Source organism: Streptomyces sp. NBC_00224, from assembly GCF_041435195.1.
In the GTDB taxonomy this organism is placed as follows: Bacteria; Actinomycetota; Actinomycetes; order Streptomycetales; family Streptomycetaceae; genus Streptomyces.
In genome coordinates, this window is sequence record NZ_CP108106.1 from 4,875,780 (window position 1) to 4,896,599 (window position 20,820).

Sequence of the window (20,820 nt, forward strand, 5' to 3'; positions counted from 1 at the left end):
GCACCAGCCTTGGCCGTCCTACACGGCAGGTCCACAAGGTGCCGTATTCCTGTGATGATCACATCCGTACCCGACTGTCCGGAACCGGACGGGTGTCCGTCCGCCGCGTCCATACACCGGTACGAGGGGCGCACACATCCGCCGAATGAGCGCTATCACGTCAAGTCCGTGCTTACGAACCAAGGGTTGCGGCAATACGTAGGGGTATGTCGAGCCGCAGCCAGGAGGCCGGAGCATGAGCATCTGGTGGTCACTCCATTTGCGGCGCGAGGCCGCGAGCGTTCCGCTCGCACGTCGTCTACTGCTCGGCACCATGGAGACCGCGGGCGTCGATCCGGACATCTCCTACGACCTGTCGGTCGCACTCGGTGAAGCGTGTGCGAACGCGGTCGAGCACGGTGGGGACGAAGGTTCCGGCACCTCGGCGGCGTACCGGGTGACCGCGTATCTGGATGGCGAGAAATGCCGTATCGAGGTCGCCGACTCGGGGCCGGGCTTTCCCGTACGACGAGGCCGTCGCACCGCAGCACGGATGAACAGCACATTGGGCTCCGCCATGGCGGAGCAGGGCAGAGGGCTCTGTCTGATCGAACAGCTCGCCGACCACGTCCACTTCGGCAACAGACCGGGCAGAGGCGCCGTGGTGAGCTTCGACAAGATCCTGAAATGGCGGGAAGGCGCCCTCCTCAACGTCTCGTGAAGGTCCCGTGCGGTGAGTGGAGCTACTCATCCGTCCCCCTACGCGCGCGTGAGGGAAGGGGCGGACACGACGGAGGCGTGAACGGCGGCATGAGAAGAGCCCGGCCGCCCCTGGGGCGACCGGGCTCCGGCACTCGTGGCGGCGTCAGCCCTGCTTGACCCGCGCCATCCACGCCTCGACCTCGTCGGCCCGGCGCGGCAGCGAGGCCGACAGGTTCTCGTTGCCGTCCTCGGTCACCAGGATGTCGTCCTCGATCCGGATGCCGATGCCCCGGTACTCCTCGGGCACGGTCAGGTCGTCGGCCTGGAAGTACAGACCCGGCTCGACGGTCAGGCACATGCCCGGCTCCAGGTCGCCCGCGACGTACGTCTCGGTGCGCGCGGCGGCGCAGTCGTGGACGTCCATGCCGAGCATGTGGCCGGTGCCGTGCAGGGTCCAGCGGCGCTGGAGGCCGAGCTCCAGGACCTTCGCCACGTCCAGGTCGCCGCACAGGCCCCACTCGACGAGCTTCTCGGCGAGGACGCGCTGGGCGGCGTCGTGGAAGGCGCGGTACGGGGCGCCGGGCTTGACCGCGGCGATACCGGCCTCCTGGGCCTCGTACACCGCGTCGTAGATCTTCCGCTGGAGCGGCGAGAACGTGCCGTTGATCGGCAGCGTGCGCGTGATGTCCGCGGTGTACAGCTCGTTGGTCTCGACGCCGGCGTCGAGCAGGAGCAGCTCACCCGGGCGCACGGCGCCGTCGTTGCGCACCCAGTGCAGGGTGGTGGCGTGCGGGCCGGCCGCGCAGATCGAGCCGTAGCCGATGTCGTTGCCCTCGACGCGAGCCCGCAGGAAGAACGTTCCTTCGATGTAGCGCTCGCTGGTCGCCTCGGCCTTGTCGAGCACCTTGACGACGTCCTCGAAGCCGCGCGCGGTGGCGTCGCAGGCCTTGCGCAGCTCGGAGACCTCGAAGGCGTCCTTGACCAGGCGCGCCTCGGACAGGAACTCCCGCAGCTCCTCGTCGCGCTCGGCGGTGACCTTGTCGGTGAGCGCCGCCTCGATGCCGGCGTCGTGACCGCGCACGTTGCGGACCGGACCAGTGGCCTCCTTGAGCGCGGCGGCCAGCTCGCGGACGTCCTTGGCCGGGATCCCGAGGAGCTGCTCGGCCTCGCCCAGCGAGTGGCGCCGGCCGACCCACAGCTCGCCCTGGCCGTCCAGCCAGAACTCGCCGTTCTCCCGGTCGGAGCGCGGCAGCAGGTAGAGCGTCGCCTCGTGCCCGTCGCCCTTGGGCTCCAGGACGAGCACGCCGTCCTGGGTCTGGTCGCCGGTCAGGTACGCGTACTCGGTGGAGGCGCGGAAGCTGTACTCGGTGTCGTTCGAGCGGGTCTTCAGGTTGCCCGCGGGGATCACCAGGCGCTCGCCGGGGAAGCGCTTGGACAGCGCGGCGCGGCGGTCGGCGGTGTGCGCGGCCTGGGCGATTGGCTCAAGGCCGTGCAGCTCGGTGTCGGCCCAGCCGGACTTCATGTTCTCGGCCAGCTCGTCGGACACGCCCGGGTACAGGCCGTTCTTGCGCTGCTTGATCGGCTGCTCTTCCGACTCGTCCGGGGTCTCCGGGGTGAGCTGCTCGGCCACGGTCTGCCTCCACTTAGTACGACATTGGACCTCCGTCCATCGTACGGGCGGGTGGAAAAGGGTCCAGGGCCGTAGGGCCTGTCACACCCCGTAGGCGACCGCTACCGGCGCCGCGGCCGTCCGTGACCTGCGCCGATCCCCGTTCCCGGCCCGCGGAGCCGCCCGATCCGCTACGCGAAGCGGGCCGCCAGCAGCACCACGTCCTCGACGCCGTCCGACGCGTCGAGCCCGTCCGGCAGCACGGTCCGCAGGACGTGGTCGGCGATCGCGCCCGGGTCGTCGCGGGCCGCCCGGGGGACGCTCGCGGCCGCCGCGTGGAGGCGGGCGAAGGCCCGGTCCATCGGGTCACCGGTGCGGTGGAGCAGCCCGTCGGTGTACAGCAGCACCGTTTCTCCGGCCGCGGGCTGGATCTCCACGCTGGGCGCCTCCCAGCACGCGAGCATCCCCAGCGGCGCGGAGAGCGAGGTCTCCACGTACTCGGTGCGGCGCTCGCCGACGATCAGCGGCGGCGCGTGCCCGGCCCCGGCGAGGACGATCTTGCCGCGCGCGGGCTCGCAGTACGCGAAGAGCGCGGTCGCCGAGCGGGCCGGCTCGGTCAGCCGCAGCAGCAGTTCGAGGTCGGAGAGGACGGCGACCGGGTCCTCGCCCTCCATCACCGCATACGCCCGCAGGCTGGCCCGCAGCCGGCCCATCGCGGCGACGGCGCTCGGCCCGGACCCGGTGACGGAGCCGACCGCGAGACCGAGCGCGCCCTCGGGCAGCGGCAGTGCGTCGTACCAGTCGCCGCCGCCGCGCGGCCCGGTGCGGTGGCGGGCGGCGAGCTGCACCCGCGCCACCCGGGGCAGTCTGCTGGGCAGCAGCTCCTCGGTGACGGTGGCGAGCCGCGTCCGCGCGCGGTCCAGCTCGACGAGCCGGGCCACGTGCTCGGCGGCCTGCCGCAGATAGAGCCCGACGAGGTGGCGGCGGCGCTCGGGCGGCTCGGCGGGTTCGTCGTAGAGCCAGACCGCCGCGCCCAGGCGGTCGCCCGTGTCGGTGGTGAGGGGCAGCGCGTAGCTGGCGGCGTAGCCGAGCCGGGCGGCCACCTCGCGGTGGCGCGGGTCGGGGCCGGGGCCGCTGCCCACCTCTCCGACCAGATCCGATCCGCCGTCGGCGTCGGGGAGGCCGTCGAGGATCCTGCCGTACGGGGTGGCGCTGCGCGGGACCGTCTCGATGTGGCCCAGGTCGGCGTGGGCGAGGCCGAGGCCGGTGGTGACGGCGGGGCCCAGACCGTCGGCGGGCTCCAGGACGACCAGACCGCGCCGGGCGCCGACCAGCGCGGCACCGGCCCGCAGCAGCTCGTTGAGGGCGTCGTCGAGCACGGAGGTGCGGGAGAGGCGCTCGGTGAGTTCGTGCAGCGTGGTGAGGTCGGAGACCCAACTGGCGAGCCGGTCCTGGATCACCGCGCAGGGGCCTGCGGGGGAGTCGGGGGTGGATGTGGGCAGAGGCGCAGAAGTGTGCGCGGCGGGCGGGACGGCTGGATCGATTCCAGCCACTTTCGGCAGGTGTGGGGCGCTCATGGCAGTCGGCTTTCCGGCCAGTCGATTCCGCGCAATAGCATCGCAAACCCCCATGTCAATCTGCGCCGCCATCAATGCATCCAGATGTACACGTACAAGTAAGGGGATGTCCAGCATTGTCATAGCGGGATTGTTGGTGTCCGGGGAGTGTTCAACTTGGCGGAAAATTGCCCCCTATGGCCCATCTCTGGGGTCGACTGAGGGCGTTCAAGAGCGCGTCATATCGAGCGGGTTGGGTACGTACTCGGTGATGGCCAGGGGCAGTTGACGATGTCCCGGAACCCGGCGGCGGGCCACGGCGTCTTAGGAGCCGACGGCCGCGCCCCATCCCCGAGTGGCGGGGTTTTTGCACAAGGGACGGCAAGCGCCAGGCGCGCGCCACCCCTCGCCATGCTTTTAATGGTCACAGCCCACGTTCGGTCCTGACGGGTTACCCGTACCGCAGGCTCGCAGAGCTCACAGAGCATGTACGCGCAGTGAAGTGATGCACACATGGTGTGATGTGGACCTCGGCGTTCAACGGAAAGGAACGAGCGCTCATGCGCGAGATCCTCGGAAGGCGACGCAGGCTCCGGTTCCGGCGCAGTGAAAGGGCTGCTCAGCTTGGCGCCGCGCTGACCTGCGCGACCGAGTGGAAATGGCCCGTACTCCCAGGTGTGGGACTCAAGGCGGCCGGCGGCCGCGGTGACCGGGGCCGCGGCTGTGCCTGTCCCGACCCCGATTGCGCCGTCCCGGGGGCGCACCCCTTCGACCCGGGGCTCCTCGCGGCCTCGACCGACGAACGCCTGGTGCGCTGGTGGTGGACCAACCGCCCGGCCGCGCCCGTGCTCCTCGCGACGGGCGACAGGGCGCCGTGCGCGGTGAGCCTCCCGGCTGTCGCCGGGGCGCGGGCGCTCACGGTCCTCGACGAGATGGGTATCCGGCTCGGCCCGGTGGTGGCGACGCCCACCCGGTGGTCGCTGCTGGTGGCTCCTTACTCGATGGAACGTCTGGGTGACCTCCTCTACTCCAAGGACTGGGTGCCGAGTTCGCTCCGCTTCCACGGAGAGGGCGGATATCTGGTGCTGCCCCCGTCCGAGACGGGCAAGGGGCAGGTGCGCTGGGAGCGGGCTCCACTGCCGGGGTCGGCCAGGCCCTGGCTGCCGGATGTGGAGGCGGTGGTGGACGCGCTGGTCGCGGCGTCGACCAGTGCACCGGACGGCGGGTCCCGGCTCGCGTACTGAGCCGGCGACCCGGTCGGCCCAGTCTGCGTACCGGGTCAGCGAACGGGACCCGCGCCGAGTTCCCACCGGAGCGCGGTGTCACTCGTTCGGGTGTAGGAGCACCCCACTTGTACGGGAAACGGGCGCGCGGATCACCGGGCGCCCGGTTTCCGTCGCTATCTTCGGCCCACCGCAGGAATTCCATGGGATGGGTGGGCCGCCGTGAACCTCCGCATGATCGGTATCGGGGCCGTGGTGGTGTTCGCGGTGCTGCTGCCGCTGGCGGCTTCGGCCGGACCGGCCGAAGAGCCGGATCCGACGGGGGCCGAGTCATCGGGTGGCGATCCCGCCCGGGCCGACTCCACCCGTGCCGAGGCGGCGGGCTCCGGGTCGGCCGACTCCGTGGGACCCGAGTCCGTAGGGACTGAATCCGGTGGGCCCGCTTCCGGTGGGCGCGATTCCGCTCGGTCCGGCGGCTCCGGCTCCGAACCGGACGACGCGAAGCAGGCTCCCCACGCGCGCGTGGGTGGTGCGTCCGCCGAGCCGGCCGCCCACTGCGGACCCGAACTCGTCTCGCCCGACGGCGTCGAGGCGCAGACCTGTGTGCTGACCGAGGGCCGCGATGCCTGGGCGCGCACGTACTACCGCAATGCCACGGGCGGACGGTTGCGCTCGGTGCTCACCCTGATGGGGCCGGGCGGCCACACCGTGCAGACGAACTGCGCCGTCGGTGCGGGAGATCAACCGGGAGTGTGCGAGACCCCGAGAGAGCCTTCGAAGGGAAAACCTGGCGCGTACTCGGCGGTCGCGGAGTTTGCCGGAACGGGCGAGGAAGCGCCTCTGCTGCTGCGTTCCGGGTCCAATGCGGCCGACGGCGCGGCGCTCAACTCGGCGGCGGACGCGGCTCGTTGAGCGGGAAGCGGCCACGTGGGCGCGTGCGGCGAACCGGAAGAGGAAATGGAAGGGCCCGGTCGCTGGCGACGGGGGATGCACCAGCGACCGGGCTCTTAGAACGGTAACAAGAGATCTGTCATTCGCAAATTCGATCTCGGTTATTCGGACACCGATTTATCTGCGACTACCGGGAGTTGTGACGCGGGTCACCTGTCCCGTGACAGGAATGGTCACGCTCAGCTCAACGTCACCTGGCGGTTGGTGAGGCCGCCGCGCGCCCTGCGCTCCTCCGGCGTGAGCGGCGACTCGTCCGCCAGCGCCGCCGTCAGCCGCTCCGCGAACGCGGCGGCGGGCTTCTCGCACTCCTCGGCCGTCATCGAGCTCGGCAGGTCCCAGACCGGAACGGTCAGACCGTGCGCCCGGAACGAGCCGACGAGCCGGGTGCCCTCGCCGAGCGAGGAGGTGCCGGCCGCGTGCAGCCGGGCGAGCGCGTCCAGAAGGCGCTCCTCGGCGTGCGGCATGACCCACCGGAGGTGGTTCTTCTCGGGCGTCTCGCACCAGTAGGAGGAGTCGACCGACTTGAGCCGTACGGTCGGGATCGCGGCCGCGTTGGCGCGCTCCAGGGAGGCGGTCACCTCGGGGGTGGCGTTCTCCGCGTCCGGCACCCAGAACTCGAACCCGCTGTGCACGGCGGGCTCGAACGCGGCGGCCGGGTCCAGCAGGTCCTGGAGCCGCGGGCCCTGAGGGTCGACGCGCTGGGCGGCGACCGGCGTACCCGGCTCCGTCGTCAACGCGCGCGTGAGCGTGTCCGCCAGGTCGCGGCTGATGTCGCCGGAGGGCGTGTCGTTCTGCAGGCCGAGCAGCACCGAGCCGTCGTCGCGGCGCAGCGCGGGCCACGCCATCGGCAGGACGGTCGCGAGCGTCACGGACGGCACGCCCTCGGGCAGCCCGTCCTTGAGGGTGAGTTCGACGGTCGCGGCGGGGACCAGCTCGCGCAGCGCGACCCAGTCGCCCTCGCCCGCCAGGCCCTCGAACGGGCGCTGGACCAGCTCGGTCACGGCGTGCGAGGCGGCCCGGCCGTGACAGGCCTTGTAGCGGCGGCCGGAGCCGCACGGGCAGGGCTCGCGGGCCCCGACGACCGGGACCTCCCCGTCCTTGAGCTGCGGCGCGGCGGCCTTCGTCTGGGGGCGCTTCTTGGCCATGGTGTGGCTCTCTCCCGGCTGCGGTGGTGCGGTGTCGCTGTGTCGGGCGCGAGCCTAGTCGTACCGGTCGGCGCACGGCGTACGGCTCGGTGCAAGTCGTACGGTGCGGTTCGCGTACGGGGGTGGGCCGTGCGGCTGGGCTCGCGGTGCGGGCGGTCAGGTCCGGCCCGGCGGTGGGACTCGGCCCAGGTCGGTGACGCACTCTGGGCTCAGTCCGGGCCCCCGACGGCGCCCTGGCCTCAGTCCAGGTCGTCGAAGGCGTCCGCGAATTCCAGTCCCGGCATCGCCACGCGCGCGACGAAGCCGTCCGGCGCGGGCCCGCGTCCGTTCTCGCGCCCCTGGGCGCGGTCGTACCCGGCGGTGATGATCACCCAGACGGTCACCTCGCCGGCCGCGCTGTCCCGTACGCCCCAGTCCTGGGCGAGCGCGCTGATGATGTTCAGACCGCGGCCCCCGCGCGCGGTGACCGACGGCGTGGCCGGAATCGGCCGGGTCGGGCCGCCGCCGTCGGTTACTTCGACCGTCAGCCGGCCCGCCTTGTCGACGCGCCAGGCGGCCCGGACGTCTCCGTCACCCACGTCCGCGCGCCCCAGCGGTCTGCCGTGTCGGCAGGCATTGCTGAGCAGTTCGGAAAGGACCAGTACGGCATCGTCCACGACCGGCTCGGACACCCCGCTGCCGAGCAGTTGCTCGCGCATCCGGTGTCTTGCCTTGCCCACGCCCGCAGGGCCGTGGGGCACGGCCATGCTCGACGACGTGGGCACCTCCTGTGCCACCACCAACGCCACCCCCGAGACCTCCTTCACCCCACGCCACGGTGTGGATGCCCCAATGGACTGGACCGGAAACCGGCCAACCGGCGTCCGGTGACGCACTCGTAACGATCGAATACGGACCGAACGCGCCGGTGCACTCCCTGTCACCAGTATTACTGGTGACAGAGCGAGGGGAGGGCGACAAAGGAAGCGGCGCTCCTGCGGCCCTCGTACAGCGCTCCGAGAGGCCCCGAGGATGCCCCGCGCAGCTGCCTCAGATGCGTCCCAGCTGGTGGAGGACCTGCTTCGGACGGTTGGTGATGATGGCCTCGACCCCGAGGCGCACGCACAGTTCGACGTCCTCCGGCTCGTTCACCGTCCAGACGTGGACCTGGTGGCCCGCCGCGTGCAACCGGTCGATGTAGCCGGGGTGATTGCGGACGATCCGCATGCCGGGGCCCGCGATCCGCGCCCCCGCGGGCAGCCGCCCGTCGCGCAGCCGGGGCGACAGGAACTGCATCAGGTAGACGGTCGGGATGTCCGGCGCTGCCGCCGCGACGCGGTGCAGGGAGCGGGCGGAGAAGCTCATGATGCGTACGGGCGAGGTCTCGCCGACCGGCGGCGGTTCGGCCATTCCGAAGCGCTTGAGCAGGTGCAGCAGCCGGTCCTCGACCTGCCCGGCCCAGCGGGTGGGGTGCTTGGTCTCGATGGCCAGCTCGATGCGGCGGCCCGCGTCGGCGACGAGTTCCAGGAGCCGTTCGAGGGTGAGGACGGAGGTGAAGGACGGGTCGCCCCAGTCCGGGCTCTCCTCGCTGTCCTTCCAGGAGCCGAAGTCGAGCGCCGAGAGCTCGGAGAGCTCCAGGGCGGAGACGGCGCCGCGGCCGTTGGAGGTCCGGTTGACGCGGCGGTCGTGGACGCAGACGAGATGGCCGTCGGCGGTGAGCCGGACGTCGCACTCAAGGGCGTCCGCACCGTCCTCGATGGCCTTCACGTACGCGGCGAGGGTGTGCTCGGGCGCGTCCTCGGAGGCGCCGCGGTGGGCGACCACCTGGATGGAGGCCCGGTGGGGCGTATGACTGTCGTGCTGCCGTGCTTGGGTCACCGCGTCATCGTGCCACTGCGACGGGGGTGAGGGGCGGCTTGCGGCGGGCGCCCCGGGCCGGGTGCGCTGTCCGGTGGCCGACGGGCGGTCCCCCTGACCGGCGCCCTGTGATCGGCGTCCTGTGGACGGGAGCACGAATACACAGCTCCTGCTTACAGTGGCCCGACAGCTTGTGGGAAAAGCTGAGCGCTGACATGTGCACACGTCCGCACCGTGCGATACGCGATTGTCGGACCCCTGGCGCACCATGGTCGGTGTCGCGTCCCCCAGCCGAAACATGCCGACCCCGAGACTGAGTGGAACCGAGGAGAGAGAGCTGTGAGCACCGAGAACGAGGGCACCGCGGCCCCGGCCGTCCCGCCTGCCCCGTCGTCAGCACCGCCCGCGCCTCCCGCCCCTCCCGTGACGTCCGAGGAGGCTGCGGCGCCGTCCCCTGCGGCTGAGCCCGCCGCCCCGCAGGCGGAGCCGGTGGCTCCGTCCACGGTAGCCGGGCCTGCGGCCACGCACGCGACGCCGGAGTCCGCCGCCACGTACGCCGAGACCGCGGCCACGCACGCGACGGCCGCGCCGGAGGCGGCGAGCGGACAGGAAGCGACCTCCGTACAGGAAGCGACCCTCGTACAGCAGCCGGTCTCCGCGCAGGAGTCCGCGCACGAGCCGGTCACCGCGCAGTTGCCCGGCCCGGTGCCGGCCGAGCCGTACGGCGGGGCGCCCGCCACGCACCCGCAGGCGGCCGGCGGCGGGTGGCCGACGCCCCCGCCCGCGCTGCCCGCGTACGGCGGCGGAGGCGGCGGCCCGGTCTGGGGCGCGCCCGTGCCCGAGCCGCAGGGCCCGCGCCCCCGCCGGGGCGGCCTGGTCGCGGCCGTCCTGGCGGCCGCGCTGGTCGCGGGCGGCGTCGGCGGTGCCATCGGCTACTGGGCGGCGGACCGCGAGGACGGCTCCGGCGGCTCGACCACGGTCTCGGCGTCCGACACCCCGAAGGACTTCAAGCGCGACCCGGGCACGGTCGCGGCGGTCGCCGCGAAGGCGCTGCCGAGCGTCGTGACGATCGAGGCGCAGGGCGGCGACGGCGAGGGCGGCACCGGTACCGGCTTCGTGTACGACCGGGAGGGCCACATCGTCACCAACAACCACGTGGTGGCCTCCGCCGCCAACAGCGGCAAGGTGACGGCGACGTTCTCCAACGGCAAGAAGTACGACGCCGAGGTGGTCGGCCGGGCTCAGGGCTACGACGTGGCCGTCATCAAGCTCAAGAACGCCCCGTCCAACCTGATCCCGCTCGCCCTCGGCAACTCGGACCAGGTCGCCGTCGGCGACTCGACCATCGCGATCGGCGCGCCCTTCGGCCTCTCCAACACCGTCACCACGGGCATCATCAGCGCCAAGAACCGCCCGGTGTCGTCCAGCGACGGCGCCAACTCCAAGGCGTCGTACATGAGCGCCCTCCAGACCGACGCCTCCATCAACCCGGGCAACTCGGGCGGCCCGCTGCTCGATTCGCGCGGCGCGGTCATCGGCATCAACTCGGCCATCCAGTCGGCCGGCAGCGGCGGCTTCGGCCAGTCGCAGGCGGGCTCGATCGGCCTGGGCTTCGCGATCCCGGTCAACCAGGCGAAGAACGTGGCGGAGCAGCTCATCAAGACCGGCAAGCCGGTCTACCCGGTGATCGGCGCGACTGTCGCCATGGACGAGAAGGGCCAGGGCGCCAAGATCTCCCCGCAGGCGTCCGGCGGCGCCGCAGCCGTGGTGACCGGCGGCCCGGCGGACAAGGCGGGCCTCAAGCCCGGCGACGTCATCACCAAGTTCGGCGACACGGTGATCGACAGCGGCCCGACCCTGATCAGCGAGATCTGGACGCACAAGCCGGGCGACCAGGTCCAGCTCACGTACAAGCGCGACGGCAAGGAGGCGACGGTCACGGTCACCCTGGGCGAGCGCATGGGCGACAGCTGACCACCACCGACGCGGCAACTGCCCGAGCAGCCTCGGCAACTGCCACGGGAGCCCGGCCGTCCCCCGGCCGGGCCTCCGCACCACGATGGCCCCTCCGCTAGGCTGTAGCCGCCCCACTGCCGGTCGGCCCGGGGCAAGGGTGGGTTGCCCGAGCGGCCTAAGGGAACGGTCTTGAAAACCGTCGTGGCGCGAGTCACCGTGGGTTCAAATCCCACACCCACCGCGTGTATGGGCCGTACGGCCTGTGAAAAAGAGGTGCCCCGGAAATCCGGGGCACCTCTTTTTTGATCCGGGGTTTCGATCAGGGGTTTTGATCCGGGGCGCCTCTCTACGTCGAGTCTCTGCGTCGAGGCGCCCGGCCCGTACGGGATCAGATGCGGCCCGCGGCGCGGCGGCGAGTGCGGCGGACAGGGTGAGGAGGGCCCGGGCGAGCGCGGCGGTGGCGATCGCGGCGTGGGCGGTGGTGCGGCGGGAGGTGTAGGCGTGTAGGGGGCGTTGGCCATGGGGCGGCGCCCCTTACACGCGTGCGTACTTGTGCGACACCCGCACTCCTGCGTACGCCTTCGTTTCGTAATCCTGCGTCCGCGACCGCCCCTCAGTACGCCGCCGTCAGCCGCGCCGCCGACGCGATCGTCGCCCGTGCCTCCCGCTCGGTGAGGCCGGTGTGGACTGCGGCGGCGGTGAGGCGGTCGGCCAGGGAGTCGCCGATGCCGTTCTCGTAGGCGCGGCAGGCGGCCCAGAAGAGGCGCGTGTTGCGCTGGCCCGCGTGAGCGGCGAGGACGAACTGCACCAGGCCATGGCCCCGTTCCGTGCCGTACGCCCGGGGGTGGTGGGCGCGCGCCGGGGGCGTGAGCAGATCGAGAAGCGCGTCGGGGCAGGGAGCGGGGGCCAGATGGGCCGTGCCCGGGGCGAGGCGGTAGACGCCGTTGCTGGTCAGCGAGCCGGGGCCGACCAGATAGCCGCCCGCGCCCCGGACGTCGATACCGGGCGCGAGTCGGCTCGCGGAGTTGGGGACGACCCGGTCGGGCGGACCGGTCAGCCAGATGTGTCGCCCGCCGCTCGGTGTGATCACCACGACGGTCTCCGGGATCGTGAACAGGTGCCGCAGCGCCAGGTGTTGGAGGGCCGCCACGGACTCGGGCGGCGGGTCGGCGGCGAGCGGCATGAAGGGCGACGGCGGCGACGGACGCACCGCCCCCGGATCGCGCTGGGGCGGGACCGACGACCCTGCCGCCGTCCCCGTCGGCGAATCCGCCACAGACCCCGCAGTCGGCCCCGGAGCCGAGCCCGTCGCCGCTCCCACCGAATCGGCCGCACCCTGCTCCGCGTGGACCGGCTTCATCGTGTCCAGATCGATCCCGATGAGGTGATGCGGCGGCCGCCCGCAGGCGATGCCGTATCCGGTGGCCCAGGGCGCGGCCGCGAACAGCGCGCGTACGGCCGCGGGGTCCGTGGTCGCGTCGTGCACCCCGTGCCCCGGCAGCCCGCACTCGCCCCGGCAGAGGGCGGGCTGCGGCTCGTCGTGGTGCGGTGAGCGGAGCGCGGGGAGCTTCGAACGGGACAGCGGAATGACGGGGAGCCCGCGCTCGGCGACGGAGAGAGCGTGGGCGAGGGCCAGGGTGGAGGCATGCCGGTCGATGGTGGCCATGTCTTCCATGTTCGTACGAGTGTTCGAAAAAGGGAAGCGGGAATCGGTTCGGGTTCCAAGGGGGGCGGGGAGCGTCCGTGGGTGGGACGCGACCGGGTGGATACGGGGTGCGGGCTGAGCCGATCCGGGGGCCTGGGCCGGGCGAATACAGGCTAGGGCGGGACGGGAGGTGGGTGTGTGGCAGGCGAGGTACGGACGCCCGTCGCCCCGGTGACAGCAGAGTGGCGCGGAAGATTGGCCGAAAGTGCGCTGAAACGCTTCTTCACCCCTGGGGGCTGGTGTGTGGCGCGGTGCGCCTGAGTCGGCAGGGGGGCTCTGGGGTTTTGGAGGCGTGTTGGTGGTTTATCGACATGTCCTCACGCTTGCGAGCGAAACGCGCCGACTGGGCTGGTTCGCCGGGGATTCGGTGGGCAACTCTGATCTCGCGACGTCGCAACAGCGCCCGGGGCGGTTGGCCAACTTCCCTGGAGCAAGCCGTACTTCTGGTTCCTGGAGGAATAGACATGGCAAGCATCCGTACCGCCCGCGTCATCGCCGCCGTCGCCGCCCTGCCTCTCGCAGTGGGGCTCTTCACGGGGGTGGCCGCCGCGGACAACGGCTCCTTCGCGGACCACGGATCGAACGCGGCAGTGGCGACCGTCAGCGGGAGCGGTGTCGGGCACGACAACAACGGGAACTCGTCCACCACGCAGCAGCAGGCGGTGGGGTCGGGCGCCTCGAACCAGAGCAACACCGCCCAGGTGAACGGCTCCGCCTTCACGGCGATCCGTCAGGACAACGTGTCGGTCAACTTCACCAACCTCTGGTGAGCCGGGGCCCCTCGGGGTCGGGGTCAGTGGGGTGAACGACTGCCCGGGTGGCGGCGCTGCGGCGTGGCCACCCGGGCTGTTGCGTGTCCGGATGGCGCCGCGCGGCAGGGGTGTGGGCGCGGGCGCAGGTGCAGGCAGAGACACAGGCGGCGGCATCGGCACCGGTATGGGCATCGGCACTGGCACCGGACCGGCATGAGCATTGACAGAGCGACCATATCTGACGGACAGTCAGAAACCCCGACCCGTAAGCGTACGTCCGGACTCCGGAGGCCGCCGCCGTGCACCTCGCCCCGACCGAACGCCAGCAGCGCCTGCGCGCCGAACTCCGCTCGTACTTCCGTGCCTTGATGCCGGACGGTGCGGGCGCCGCGCCGGGTGGCGATCCGGAGGGCGGCGATCCGGCGGCGCAGCGCGCTCTGCTCCGGCGCATCGGCGCGGACGGGATGCTGGGACTCGGCTGGCCCGTCGAGTACGGCGGCCAGGGGCGCGGCCCCGATGAGCAGTTCGTCTTCTTCGACGAGGCGTACCGCGCGGGCGCCCCCGTCTCGATGGTCACGCTGAACACGGTCGGGCCGACCCTGATGCGGTACGGGACCGAGGAGCAGAAGACGTACTTCCTGCCCCGGATCCTGGCCGGCGACCTCGTCTTCGCCATCGGCTACACCGAGCCGGAGGCCGGGACCGACCTCGCCTCGCTGCGGACCCGGGCCGTACGGGACGGCGGGGACTGGCTGATCGACGGCCAGAAGATCTTCACCTCCAACGCCCAGAACGCCGACTGGATCTGGCTCGCCTGCCGAACGGACCCGTCGGCGCCCAAGCACCGGGGCATCTCGATCATCCTGGTCCCGACCGACGCGCCGGGCTTCTCGTGGACGCCGATCCGCACCGTGGGCGGCCTGACCACGACGGCCACGTACTACGACGGGATCCGCGTTCCGGCCGGGAACCTGGTCGGCGAGGAGAACGGCGGCTGGGGGCTGATCACCAATCAGCTCAACCACGAACGGGTCGCGCTCGCAGCGATCGGCATGCAGGCCGAGGATTTCTACGAGGCGGCGCTCGCTCGCGCCCGTACCCCCGATCCAGTGAGTGGGCGGCGCAGGGTTGACGAGCCGTGGGTGCGTTCCAAGGTCGCCGAAACGCATGCCCGGTTGGCGGCGAATCGCCTGCTCAACTGGCGTTTGGTGGGGGCTGTGGGGGCGGGTTCGCTGGCCCCCGGCGACGCGAGCGGCGTGAAGTTCATGGGAACCGAATCGGCCGTCGAGGTGTATCGAATGTGCCAGGAGATCACGGGGGAAGCGGCGCTGGTGCGGCGAGGTTCGCCGGGCGCCGTGGGGGACGGGGAGCTGGAGCGGATGAACAGGGCGGCACAGATCAACACGTTCGGGGGCGGGGTGAGCGAGGTGCAGCGGGAGATCGTCGCGACGATGCGGCTCGGGATGAAGAGGGGGCGGAGGTAGGTGAACGAGAACGTGTCCGCGCGCCCGGAGGGGCGGTCTGCGAGCTTGGAGGGGTCTGCGAGCTTGGAGGGACGACCTACAGGTCCGGAGGCTCGGTCTACGGGTCCGGAGGGGCGGGACGTGCGCGGGGAGGGGCGGCCCGCGCGCACGGACCCGGGCGGGCTGTACGGGCGGCTGAAGGCGTACGAGGGGAAGTCGGCGGCGAGCGAGGGCGTCGGCAAGGACCTGGTCAACGAGCCGATGATCAGGCACTGGTGCGAGGCGATGGGCGACACCAACCCGGCCTACCGGGGGCCGGGCGCGATCGCGCCGCCGACCATGCTCCAGGCCTGGACGATGGGCGGCCTCTCGGGGCACACGGACCGCTCGGGAGCCCACGACGAACTATTCGCGCTGCTCGACGGCGCCGGTTTCACCTCTGTGGTCGCGACCGACTGCGAGCAGGAGTACGTACGGGAGCTGCGCCCGGGCGACCGGATCACCTATGACGCGGTGATCGAGACGGTCTCGGAGCGGAAGACCACCAAGCTGGGGACGGGCTACTTCATCACCACGCGGATGGACGTGCGGGCGAACGGCGAGCTCGCGGGCACGCACCGCTTCCGGATCCTCAAGTACGCCCCGGCGCGCCGCAAACCCAAGGGGCAGCGCCCGAGACCGGTCGTCAACCGGGACAACGCCGGGTTCTGGGACGGAGTCTCCGCGCACAAGCTGCTGATCCAGCGCTGCACCGAGTGCGGTGAGCTGCGCTTCCCCTGGCTGCCGGGGTGCAACGGGTGCGGGGCGGCCGAGTGGGACACGGTGGAGGCGAGCGGCGCCGGGACGGTGTTCTCGTACGTGGTGATGCACCACCCTCGCTTTCCGGGGTTCGCGGTGTCCGACGCCATCGGTGCGGGTGCAGGAGCCAGCACCGCTGCCGATCCCGCCGGCTCGGGCCCGTACGCGGTGGGGCTGATCGAGCTGGCCGAGGGCGTGCGGATGATCAGCAACGTGGTGGGGGTCCCGTACGACAAGGTGCGGATCGGGATGCCCGTGCGGCTCGAATTCCTCTGCGTGGACGAGGAGTTGGAGCTGCCGGTGTTCCGAGGGGGTGAGGGTGGCTGATGGACTTCACCCCCACCGAGGAGCAGTCGGCCGTCCGTGAGCTGGCCGGGGAGATCTTCGGGGACCTGTCCACCCATGAGCGCCTGACCGCCGCAGGGACGGGGACGGACACCGAGCTGTGGAAGGCCCTGTGCGGCGCGGGGCTGCCCGCGGCGGTCGAGGAGACGGGGCTGCTCGGGCTGGTCCTCGCCCTGGAGGAGCAGGGCCGGACCACCGCCCAGGTGCCGTTCGCGGCGAGCTGTGTCTACGGAGTCCTGGCGCTGGCCGCCCACGGCTCAGGGGAACAACGCGACCGGCTGCTCCCGGCCCTGAGGGATGGCACCGCGGTGGCGACCGGTGCTTTCCCCGCGCACGGCGGAGTACGAGCCTCGGCGGACGGGGGGCCGACAGGGGAGCTGACCGGAGTGGTGCCGGTGGTCCCCTGGCTGCGGGATGCCACCCACGTCCTGGTAGCGGACGCGGACCGGGCGCTGTGGTGGATACGGACGGGGGCACCTGGGACGCGGACGGAGCCGGTCGAGACGACCGCGCCCTGGTCGGCCGGGCGGCTCACGCTCTCGGGTGCGCGGGGCGAACGGGTCGGCGGGCCCGGACCGGGCGCGTACGAGGACGTGCTGGCGACCGCCCGTACCGCCTTCGCCGGACTGCAGACGGGGGTGTGCGCGGGGTCGCTGGCCCGGGCCGTGGAGCACACCGGCACCCGTGAGCAGTTCGGGCGGCCGCTCTCGACCAACCAGGCGGTCCTGCTGCGGGCGGCCGACGCGTACATGGAGACCGAGGCGATACGGGTGACCTCGTACGAGGCGGCCTGGCGGCGCGACCGGGCGCTGGCGTACCGCACGCACGCGCTGACGGCGGCCTGGTGGGCGTCCGAGGCGGGCAGAAGGGTCGTCCACACGGGCCAGCATCTGCACGGCGGACTCGGTGCCGACCTGGAGCACCCGGTGCACCGGCACTTCCTCTGGGGACGCCAGATCGACGCCTACCTGGGGTGCGGCGCCGAACTGCTGGAGGAGCTGGGCGCGTTGATCGTCGACGGAGAGGGCGCACCGGGTGGCCCGAACGGAGAGGTGGGCGCCTTGAACGAACAGGATGAACAGGACGGGCAGGACGGGCGGGGCGGAGAGGAGGGCGTGGCATGAAGGTGGGCGATGAGTTGCCACCGCTGGAGATCCCGGTCACCCGGACGCTGATAGTCGCCGGGGCCGTGGCCTCCCGCGACTACCAGGACGTGCACCACGACGCGGTGCTCGCCCAGGAGAAGGGGTCCCCGGACATCTTCATGAACATCCTGACCACCAACGGCCTGGTCGGGCGTTACATCACCGACCACTTCGGTCCCGAGTCACGGCTGAGCTCGGTGCGCATACGGCTGGGGGCGCCCAACCATCCCGGCGACACGATGACCTTGACGGGCACGGTCACCGCAGTGGAGGCGGACACGGCCGAGGTGCGGGTGGTGGGGGCGAACGGGCTGGGCCACCACGTCACCGGGACCGTGACGGTCGCACTCCCCCGGGCCGGGGCGAGCGGTGCCGGGGAGGTGGCGGTATGAGCGTCCGGCGGGCCGACTCGCTCGGTGGGAAGGCGGCGATCGTCGGGATAGGGGCGACCGAGTTCTCCAAGGACTCGGGCCGCAGCGAGCTGAAGCTCGCGGTGGAGGCGGTGCGCGCCGCGCTCGACGACGCCGGGCTCACCCCCGACGACGTCGACGGCATGGTCACGTTCACCATGGACACCAGCCCCGAGATCACCGTGGCGCAGGCGGCCGGCATCGGCGAGCTGTCGTTCTTCTCGCGGATCCACTACGGCGGCGGTGCCGCGTGCGCGACCGTCCAGCAGGCCGCGCTGGCGGTGGCCTCGGGGGTGGCGGAAGTGGTCGTCTGCTACCGGGCGTTCAACGAGCGTTCGGGGCGGCGGTTCGGGTCCGGGGTGCAGCACCGGGAGCCGTCCGCCGAGGGGGCGGCGCTCGGCTGGTCGCTGCCGTTCGGGCTGCTCACTCCGGCCTCCTGGGTCGCCATGGCCGCCCAGCGCTATCTGCACGCGTACGGACTGACGCCGGAGGCGTTCGGGCACGTGGCCGTCGTCGACCGGAGGCATGCGGCGACCAATCCGGCGGCGTACTTCTACGGCAGGCCGATCACGCTGGCCGACCACGCCGCCTCGCGGTGGATCGTGGAGCCGCTGCGACTCCTGGACTGCTGCCAGGAGACGGACGGCGGTCAGGCGATCGTCGTCACGACGGCCGAGCGGGCGCGGGATCTGCGCCGCCCGCCCGCCGTGATCACCGCGGCCGCACAGGGGGCGGGCCGCAGACAGGAGGGGATGACGAGTTTCTACCGGGACGGTCTGACCGGGCTGCCCGAGATGGGGGTGGTCGCGCGGCAGCTCTGGCGGACGTCCGGGCTCACTCCGGCCGAGATCGATGTGGCGATCCTGTACGACCACTTCACCCCGTTCGTGCTGATGCAGCTGGAGGAGTTCGGGTTCTGCGGGCCGGGGGAGGCGGCGGATTTTGTGGCGGCGGACGCGTTGCCGCTGAACACGCACGGGGGACAGCTGGGGGAGGCGTATCTGCACGGGATGAACGGGATAGCGGAAGCGGTCCGGCAGGTCAGGGGGCTGGCGGTCAATCAGATACCGGGTGCCGGACGGGTGCTGGTGACGGCCGGTACGGGAGTTCCGACGTCGGGGCTGGTTCTGAGCGCGGAGGGCTGAACACGGCGGGGCGGGGCAGGGCGGTCCGGTGCTGTGCGGTGCTGTGCGGTGCGGTGCGGTGCGGTGCGGTGCGGTGCGGTGCGGCTGAGCATGGCACGCCGGCCACCGGCTTCTCGGACGCCGGCTACCGGCTTCCCCGCGCGCCGGCCACCGGCTTTCCGCACGCGGACCACCCGTCTCCCGCACGCGTACCACTGGCCCCGCCGCGCGCGGACGGCTGAACCTCCGCACACGGAAGGATGATCCTGTCCACGGACGGCTGAGGCGGAGGGCCGAGCGGTGGCCGATGGAAGCTGACGGCCTTTCACTCGCCTTATGCGCAGCCTTACATCGATCCGGCCCTGGTGCCTGGGCATCGTCACGCCACCGCTCGCCGTGGCCACCACGCTCGCCGCTCTGCTCACGCTGAGCCCACCCGCGTCGGCCTCACCGGCGCCCGATGTCCCGACCGTCGCCGCCGCGCCGGAGGCCGCCTCGGGCATCGCCTCGGACGCCGACGCTGCCGCTGCCCCGGATGCGGTCCCGGACGCCGTCTCGCAGGCCGCCCCGGACGCCGCCCCGGCGGACGCGGTGGACAGTCCTGCGGTGCTGGCGCGGGCCGTGCACTTCAAGGGGGCGGCGTTCGACACCTGTCAGGCGCCGCCGCTGGCGACGATGAAGGCCTGGCGGTCCTCGTCGTATCGAGGGGTCGGCGTCTACTTCGCGGGGCGCGGGCGCGGCTGCCCGAACCAGCTCCATCTCAGCCGGAGCTGGCTGGCGAGTGTGGACGGGATGGGCTGGCGGGTGCTGCCGATCTTCGTCGGCTCGCAGTCGCCGTGCGTGCGGTCGGAGGCGAAGCGGAAGGTGCGGATGGGCAGCAACTCGGCGGCCCAGGGCCGGACAGAGGGGAGGCAGGCGGCCGACGCGGCCGAGAGGCTGGGCATCCGGCAGGGCAGCGCGCTCTACCTGGACATGGAGGCGTACGACGCGGGCAACTCGGGGTGCGCGCGGACCACGCTGGCGTTCGTCCGTGCCTGGAACCGCGCGGTGCGCGGCGAGGGCTTCCTGCCCGGGTTCTACAGCAGCGCCGCGTCGGGTGTGCGGCACATGGAGCAGGCCCGACGGGCCGGGCAGTCCGACCTGCCGTCGGTGATGTGGTTCGCGCGGTGGGGCTCCGGGTCGTCCTTGTACGGGGAACCGACCCTGCACGCGGACGCGTGGCGGCCGCACCGGCGCATCCACCAGTACGCGGGGAACGTGACCGAGACGCACGGCGGGCGCCGGCTCGTGGTGGACCGGAACACCGTGGACGCGCCGGTCGCGCGGTTCCGACCCTGACGAGCCCGGGGGCGTTCTCCACCTTCAGGAGGTGCAGCCACCCCCACCCGTACAACCTGAGAGGGACCCAGCTTCGCGACCTGGGGCCGATCCGTGGCGTAGCGGGCGCTCCTAGCGTGGAGGTATGACCACGCCTGTCTGCAACAGCGCCTCCCGGGCGGCGACGCCGTACCCGTCGTTCGCCTCGTACATGCGGGCCCGAGGCCCCGTGCTGCTGCGCACCGCACGCTCGCTGACCGCGAACCCGAGCGACGCCGAGGACCTGCTGCAGACGGCCCTCACCAAGACGTATGTCGCCTGGGACCGGATCGAGGACCACCGCGCCCTCGACGGCTATGTGCGCCGCGCGCTCCTCAACACCCGGACCTCGCAGTGGCGCAAGCGCAAGGTGGACGAGTTCGCCTGCGACGAGCTGCCCGAGCCGGAGACGGTGCCGGAGCCGGACCCGGCCGACCAGCAGGTTCTGCACGACGCGATGTGGCGCGCCGTGATGAAGCTGCCGGACCGCCAGCGGGCGATGGTCGTGCTGCGGTACTACGAGGACCTGAGCGAGGCGCAGACCGCCGAGGTGCTGGGGGTCTCCGTCGGTACGGTGAAGAGCGCGGTCTCCCGGGCGCTGGGCAAGCTCCGCGAGGACCCGGAGCTCGCCCCCGTCCGCTGACCGGATACCTGGTGGCCGATACCGGGCGGCCGATAACGGGCGCAGGGGCCCCGCGCGCCGCGTGACCTTGGTCTCGTGGGTGATTCATTACCTCCGGGTAGTGACATACCGCGCGGTACGTG

General features: G+C 72.0%; 18 protein-coding genes and 1 tRNA gene. 13 read left to right on the top strand and 6 right to left on the bottom strand.

Annotated features, from left to right (window positions below; translation table 11 throughout):
• Window positions 1-235: 235 nt before the first annotated feature.
• Window positions 236-700 (top strand): ATP-binding protein, encoded by a 465-nt coding sequence (locus OG965_RS21730; protein WP_101389220.1) that lies wholly within the window; start codon window positions 236-238, stop codon window positions 698-700.
• Between the two features lie 144 nt (window positions 701-844).
• On the opposite strand, the gene OG965_RS21735 is transcribed toward OG965_RS21730, so the two are convergent.
• Window positions 845-2,311, bottom strand: a complete 1,467-nt coding sequence (locus tag OG965_RS21735; RefSeq protein ID WP_371653752.1) for an aminopeptidase P family protein — start codon at window positions 2,309-2,311, stop codon at window positions 845-847.
• A gap of 170 nt (window positions 2,312-2,481) precedes the next feature.
• Entirely contained in the window at window positions 2,482-3,984 is a 1,503-nt protein-coding gene (locus tag OG965_RS21740) for a PP2C family protein-serine/threonine phosphatase (protein WP_371657019.1), read from the bottom strand.
• A 422-nt stretch (window positions 3,985-4,406) separates the two neighbouring features.
• Between OG965_RS21740 and OG965_RS21745 the strand changes: the two genes are divergently transcribed.
• Window positions 4,407-5,090, top strand: a complete 684-nt coding sequence (locus tag OG965_RS21745; RefSeq protein ID WP_371653753.1) for a bifunctional DNA primase/polymerase — start codon at window positions 4,407-4,409, stop codon at window positions 5,088-5,090.
• A gap of 201 nt (window positions 5,091-5,291) precedes the next feature.
• Complete coding sequence (locus OG965_RS21750) at window positions 5,292-5,981, top strand: hypothetical protein (RefSeq protein WP_371653754.1); 690 nt, start codon at window positions 5,292-5,294, stop codon at window positions 5,979-5,981.
• A 218-nt stretch (window positions 5,982-6,199) separates the two neighbouring features.
• Here the strand turns inward: OG965_RS21750 and OG965_RS21755 are convergent, their stop codons facing one another.
• The 3 genes from OG965_RS21755 to OG965_RS21765 all read right to left on the bottom strand — a co-directional run bounded on the left by OG965_RS21755 (window position 6,200) and on the right by OG965_RS21765 (window position 9,022).
• Entirely contained in the window at window positions 6,200-7,165 is a 966-nt protein-coding gene (locus OG965_RS21755; RefSeq protein WP_371653755.1) for a DUF5926 family protein, read from the bottom strand.
• 239 nt (window positions 7,166-7,404) lie between these two features.
• Window positions 7,405-8,040 carry an ATP-binding protein gene (locus OG965_RS21760; RefSeq protein WP_371653756.1) on the bottom strand — a complete coding sequence of 212 codons (636 nt, stop codon included), beginning with the start codon at window positions 8,038-8,040 and terminating at the stop codon, window positions 7,405-7,407.
• A gap of 154 nt (window positions 8,041-8,194) precedes the next feature.
• Window positions 8,195-9,022 (bottom strand): glycerophosphodiester phosphodiesterase, encoded by an 828-nt coding sequence (locus OG965_RS21765; RefSeq protein ID WP_371653757.1) that lies wholly within the window; start codon window positions 9,020-9,022, stop codon window positions 8,195-8,197.
• A 318-nt stretch (window positions 9,023-9,340) separates the two neighbouring features.
• Between OG965_RS21765 and OG965_RS21770 the strand changes: the two genes are divergently transcribed.
• Both OG965_RS21770 and OG965_RS21775 read left to right on the top strand, forming a co-directional pair.
• The gene (locus tag OG965_RS21770) at window positions 9,341-10,975 is read left to right on the top strand and encodes a trypsin-like peptidase domain-containing protein (protein ID WP_371653758.1); all 1,635 of its coding nucleotides are present in this window, start codon (window positions 9,341-9,343) and stop codon (window positions 10,973-10,975) included.
• Window positions 10,976-11,113: 138 nt separating this feature from the next.
• A tRNA-Ser gene (locus OG965_RS21775) sits at window positions 11,114-11,198 on the top strand.
• A 372-nt stretch (window positions 11,199-11,570) separates the two neighbouring features.
• On the opposite strand, the gene OG965_RS21780 is transcribed toward OG965_RS21775, so the two are convergent.
• Complete coding sequence (locus tag OG965_RS21780) at window positions 11,571-12,623, bottom strand: bifunctional DNA primase/polymerase (protein WP_371653759.1); 1,053 nt, start codon at window positions 12,621-12,623, stop codon at window positions 11,571-11,573.
• A 503-nt stretch (window positions 12,624-13,126) separates the two neighbouring features.
• On the opposite strand from OG965_RS21780, the gene OG965_RS21785 reads away from it, so the two are divergent.
• The 8 genes from OG965_RS21785 (at window position 13,127) to OG965_RS21820 (ending at window position 20,698) form a co-directional block, all read left to right on the top strand.
• Window positions 13,127-13,432, top strand: coding sequence for a hypothetical protein (locus OG965_RS21785; RefSeq protein ID WP_371653760.1), 306 nt, complete (start codon window positions 13,127-13,129; stop codon window positions 13,430-13,432).
• A 281-nt stretch (window positions 13,433-13,713) separates the two neighbouring features.
• A complete protein-coding gene (locus tag OG965_RS21790) occupies window positions 13,714-14,898 on the top strand; it encodes an acyl-CoA dehydrogenase family protein (protein ID WP_371653761.1) in 1,185 nt (394 codons plus the stop codon).
• A 120-nt stretch (window positions 14,899-15,018) separates the two neighbouring features.
• Window positions 15,019-16,002: a bifunctional MaoC family dehydratase N-terminal/OB-fold nucleic acid binding domain-containing protein gene (locus tag OG965_RS21795; protein ID WP_371653762.1), complete on the top strand. Its 984-nt coding sequence runs from the start codon at window positions 15,019-15,021 to the stop codon at window positions 16,000-16,002.
• Complete coding sequence (locus tag OG965_RS21800; protein ID WP_371653763.1) at window positions 16,002-17,144, top strand: acyl-CoA dehydrogenase family protein; 1,143 nt, start codon at window positions 16,002-16,004, stop codon at window positions 17,142-17,144. Before OG965_RS21795 ends, OG965_RS21800 begins: the two co-directional genes overlap by 1 nt.
• The gene (locus OG965_RS21805; protein ID WP_371653764.1) at window positions 17,141-17,557 is read left to right on the top strand and encodes a MaoC family dehydratase; all 417 of its coding nucleotides are present in this window, start codon (window positions 17,141-17,143) and stop codon (window positions 17,555-17,557) included. The genes OG965_RS21800 and OG965_RS21805 overlap by 4 nt, the downstream gene beginning before the upstream one ends.
• Window positions 17,554-18,720: a lipid-transfer protein gene (locus OG965_RS21810; RefSeq protein ID WP_371653765.1), complete on the top strand. Its 1,167-nt coding sequence runs from the start codon at window positions 17,554-17,556 to the stop codon at window positions 18,718-18,720. The genes OG965_RS21805 and OG965_RS21810 overlap by 4 nt, the downstream gene beginning before the upstream one ends.
• A gap of 315 nt (window positions 18,721-19,035) precedes the next feature.
• Window positions 19,036-20,037 carry a DUF1906 domain-containing protein gene (locus tag OG965_RS21815; RefSeq protein ID WP_371653766.1) on the top strand — a complete coding sequence of 334 codons (1,002 nt, stop codon included), beginning with the start codon at window positions 19,036-19,038 and terminating at the stop codon, window positions 20,035-20,037.
• 124 nt (window positions 20,038-20,161) lie between these two features.
• Entirely contained in the window at window positions 20,162-20,698 is a 537-nt protein-coding gene (locus OG965_RS21820; protein ID WP_101389237.1) for a SigE family RNA polymerase sigma factor, read from the top strand.
• The last annotated feature ends 122 nt before the right edge of the window (window positions 20,699-20,820 follow it).

Bases quoted from the DNA above. Each gene is read 5' to 3' on its own strand.
- OG965_RS21745 (WP_371653753.1), top strand. From the start codon at position 4,407: ATGCGCGAGATCCTCGGAAGGCGACGCAGGCTCCGGTTCCGGCGCAGT.
- OG965_RS21805 (WP_371653764.1), top strand. From the start codon at position 17,141: ATGAAGGTGGGCGATGAGTTGCCACCGCTGGAGATCCCGGTCACCCGG.
- OG965_RS21785 (WP_371653760.1), top strand. From the start codon at position 13,127: ATGGCAAGCATCCGTACCGCCCGCGTCATCGCCGCCGTCGCCGCCCTG.
- OG965_RS21730 (WP_101389220.1), top strand. From the start codon at position 236: ATGAGCATCTGGTGGTCACTCCATTTGCGGCGCGAGGCCGCGAGCGTT.
- OG965_RS21800 (WP_371653763.1), top strand. From the start codon at position 16,002: ATGGACTTCACCCCCACCGAGGAGCAGTCGGCCGTCCGTGAGCTGGCC.
- OG965_RS21810 (WP_371653765.1), top strand. From the start codon at position 17,554: ATGAGCGTCCGGCGGGCCGACTCGCTCGGTGGGAAGGCGGCGATCGTC.
- OG965_RS21820 (WP_101389237.1), top strand. From the start codon at position 20,162: ATGACCACGCCTGTCTGCAACAGCGCCTCCCGGGCGGCGACGCCGTAC.
- OG965_RS21780 (WP_371653759.1), bottom strand. From the start codon at position 12,623: ATGGCCACCATCGACCGGCATGCCTCCACCCTGGCCCTCGCCCACGCT.
- OG965_RS21755 (WP_371653755.1), bottom strand. From the start codon at position 7,165: ATGGCCAAGAAGCGCCCCCAGACGAAGGCCGCCGCGCCGCAGCTCAAG.
- OG965_RS21740 (WP_371657019.1), bottom strand. From the start codon at position 3,984: ATGCTGGACATCCCCTTACTTGTACGTGTACATCTGGATGCATTGATG.
- OG965_RS21815 (WP_371653766.1), top strand. From the start codon at position 19,036: ATGCGCAGCCTTACATCGATCCGGCCCTGGTGCCTGGGCATCGTCACG.